The sequence below is a fragment of the Sulfuricurvum sp. genome (assembly GCF_019163035.1).
Taxonomy (GTDB): domain Bacteria; phylum Campylobacterota; class Campylobacteria; order Campylobacterales; family Sulfurimonadaceae; genus Sulfuricurvum.
On the sequence record NZ_JAFLKV010000042.1, the window covers coordinates 25,305 to 28,704 of the forward strand.

Sequence of the window (3,400 nt, forward strand, 5' to 3'; positions counted from 1 at the left end):
GCAATCGCGGCGGAAGCGGGAGTGGATGATTTCGTCGCCGAAGCGACACCGGAGACCAAAATCCGTCTCATTCAAAAATATCAACAAGAGGGATACCTCGTCGCGATGACAGGGGACGGCACCAACGATGCTCCGGCACTCGCACAAGCCGATGTCGGTCTAGCGATGAACAGCGGGACGCAATCGGCGAAAGAGGCGGCAAACATGATCGACCTCGACAGCTCTCCGACAAAACTTCTCGAAATCGTCGAAGTGGGCAAACAGCTCCTCTCGACGCGCGGAGCATTGACAACTTTTAGTATCGCCAATGACGTGGCGAAATACTTTGCGGTCATTCCGGCATTGGCAGTTATTATTTTCCCATCCCTTGCAGTGCTCAATATCATGGATCTCTCAAGTCCGAAAAGTGCGATCCTCTCGGCGGTTATTTTTAATGCTCTCATCATCGTGGCATTGATCCCTGTAGCGTTACGCGGTGCGGCGTTTAAAGCCCAAAGCGAAGAGGCGGCATTGCGTCGTAATCTCGCGATTTACGGTTTAGGTGGGATTATTACCCCATTCATCGGGATTAAACTCATCGATATGGTGATTAGTGCCCTCGGTTTGGCATAAGGAGAAAACAATGTTTAAAGAATTAGAAAAATCGGTTATAGTGTTTAGCGGCTTGGCATTGATATGTGGATTCGCCTATCCATTGAGTATGTATGCCATCGGCGAGAGCGCATTTGCACCTGAAGTGAAAGGCTCTTTGGTATATGAGGGGAAAACTCCCATCGCTTCGACGTTGATCGCCCAAAATTTTACTCAGCCTCAGTACTTTCATCCTCGCCCATCAGCGGCGGGAGCGGATGGATATGACGGTGCATCCTCAAGCGGATCGAATCTAGGCTATACCAGTCAAAAACTGCATGATGCCGTAAAAGAACGGGTTGAAGCGTATCGTTCTGAGAATAATCTAAGTGCTACGCAAAAAGTGCCGATGGATGCCGTGACGACGAGTGGAAGTGGGCTAGATCCCCATATCACCGTAGCAAATGCAACGATTCAGGCGAAACGGATAGCCGCAGCACGAGGAGTTAAAGAGTCCAAAATGATAGAAGCTATCCATAAAAACGTCCAAAAGCCATATTGGGGTATCATAGGGGAAGAAAAAGTAAATGTCACAACACTCAATTTAACATTAGACAGAGAATTTGGAAAAGTTAAAATCTAAGGCCGAGAGGCTTCTCGAAGAGGTACAAAAAGCTGAGGAGGGGAATTTTATCCTCTATCTCGGTGCCGCAGCCGGAGTCGGTAAAACATTCGCAATGCTCTCAAAAGGGCGTCAGCTCCAACAAAGCGGTATCGATGTCGTCGTCGGCTATCTCGAAGCGCACGGACGTGAGGAAACTGAATCGTTGGCAGAGGGTCTCGAAATCATCCCCACCAAAAAGATCCGTTACGGCGGAGCGGAGTTTGGTGAAGTCGATATCGAGGCAATCCTCAAACGTGATCCCGAAGTGGTACTGATCGATGAACTCGCCCACAACAATACACAAGGCTCCAGTTACGAAAAACGGTATCAGGACGTCCTCGAAATCCTCTCCCACGGAATCGATGTTATCTCAACCATGAACATCCAACATATCGAGAGCCTCAACGACATCGTCTACTCCCTCACCAACGTTCGGGTCGTAGAAACAGTACCCGATAGCGTACTTGAGCGAGTAGATAGCTTCCGACTTATCGACACACCGCCGGATGAACTGATCGAGCGGCTCAAAAATGGCAAAATCTATCCCAAAAATCGTGTCGAATCGGCACTCAATAATTTCTTCACTGAACAAAACTTGAGTAAACTTCGTGAACTCACCCTACGCAAAGCGGCTCTCAAAGTAAGCGATGAGCTCAACGAGTATTCCGTTGCAAAACGTGACGGTAGACGCTCTCAAACCAACACGGTCATGGTCTGTATCGATCATCATGAAGAGTCGATGGACGCAGTACGGTATGCCAAACGGCTCAGCGATTCGCTAAAAGCCGATCTTATAGCCCTTCAAATCACCTCCGATACCCTCGGAAATGCCCAAAAAAGTGCTCAGATACGTAAACATATCCGTCTTGCTGAACGGCTTGGGGCAACTATCGTCTCTAAAATTTCGGGAGATAAAACCGATGCGGTAATCGAATCGATAGAAGAATATGGCATTACAGAACTGGTGATGACACGACCGAAAAGCCGCTTTTTCGGTTTATTGTTTCCCAATTTGACAAAAAGTGTGATGGATCGTCGTCCTCAATGTATCATCAATGTCGTCCCATTTGAAAAACCCTCTCCGACATTTTTAGAACAGCTCAAACCTATTGATGGGATATCGGACAATCTCCGTTATTATCTGAACTCACTTGCGATGTTAGTGGCTATAACAGGGATCTCATTTGTAGGTAAAGAGTTACTTGGAATAGTTAATATCACCCTTCTCTATCTCCTTTTGACCCTCTTTAGCGCTATCCGTTACGGCGTGGCTTACTCCTTTTTTACCGCACTGATCGGGGTATTGTTGTTTGATTTCTTATTTATTGAACCTTACTATACGTTTAGTGTTAATGATCTTCGCTATACCCTTTCGTTTATCATCTTTTTGATTGTCGGGTATACCTCCGGAAAACTTTCCGATGGGATAAAAGCCAAAAACAAGGCGATTAAAAGCGAAGAGACACGATTTCGACGTCTCTATGAACTTAGCTCACGATTGGGTGATTTTGAAAAGGAGGAGGATGCTTCACGATTTGCGGTAGAAAAACTCCATGCTATTTTCAATTCGAAAACGATGGTGCTGATTCCTGATGAATCCGATAAACTCAAAATCGCATCCGCCGTTGTGAACAGCGAGATGTTCAGCAGTAATGAATGTGAGGTGTATCGCCTCCCTCCAAATGATCAAGCGTGCGTTCAATGGGTCTATCGCAACGGTGAGAGTGCCGGTAAATTCACAAACACACTGCCCAATGTTGAAATGACCTATTTTCCCTCCAAAGCGTTTGATAAAACAGTGGCCATCGTTGCGGTTGAGTTACCGATATTGGATGCTCCGACGTATGAACTGCTATCGGCTTTTATGAACACGTTTGCCGTATCATTATGGCGTATCGGGCTCTTTCGACAAAACCAACATATCAAGCTTGTAGAAGCATCAGAAAAGCTAACCTCAGTATTATTTAACTCCGTTTATCATGAGCTGAAAACCCCTCTGGCGGCAATTCTGGGATCGGTTAGTACCATCAACAGCCCCGATGTTACCATCTCCGATACGTCCGAAAAAGAGTTATTGGAAAATATCGAAGAGAGTGCCTTTGAGATGGAGCGAATTTTGAAAAATCTTTTGGATTTCGCGCGATTGGAAAACGGATTGATGCATCT

At 46.2% G+C, this 3,400-nt stretch carries 3 protein-coding genes; all 3 read left to right on the forward strand.

What is annotated here, in order from left to right; all coding sequences use genetic code 11:
- Nucleotides 1-612 (forward strand): HAD-IC family P-type ATPase (locus JZU62_RS03925; RefSeq protein WP_295012104.1); only part of this gene is annotated, 612 nt, incomplete at its 5' end.
- A 10-nt stretch (nucleotides 613-622) separates the two neighbouring features.
- Nucleotides 623-1,213 carry a potassium-transporting ATPase subunit KdpC gene (kdpC, locus tag JZU62_RS03930; protein ID WP_295012106.1) on the forward strand — a complete coding sequence of 197 codons (591 nt, stop codon included), beginning with the start codon at nucleotides 623-625 and terminating at the stop codon, nucleotides 1,211-1,213.
- A partial coding sequence (locus tag JZU62_RS03935; protein ID WP_295012108.1) for a DUF4118 domain-containing protein occupies nucleotides 1,194-3,400 on the forward strand: 2,207 nt, incomplete at its 3' end. The genes kdpC and JZU62_RS03935, both read left to right, overlap by 20 nt.

Coding starts and splice junctions, on each gene's coding strand:
- kdpC (WP_295012106.1), top strand. CDS start 623: ATGTTTAAAGAATTAGAAAAATCGGTTATAGTGTTTAGCGGCTTGGCA.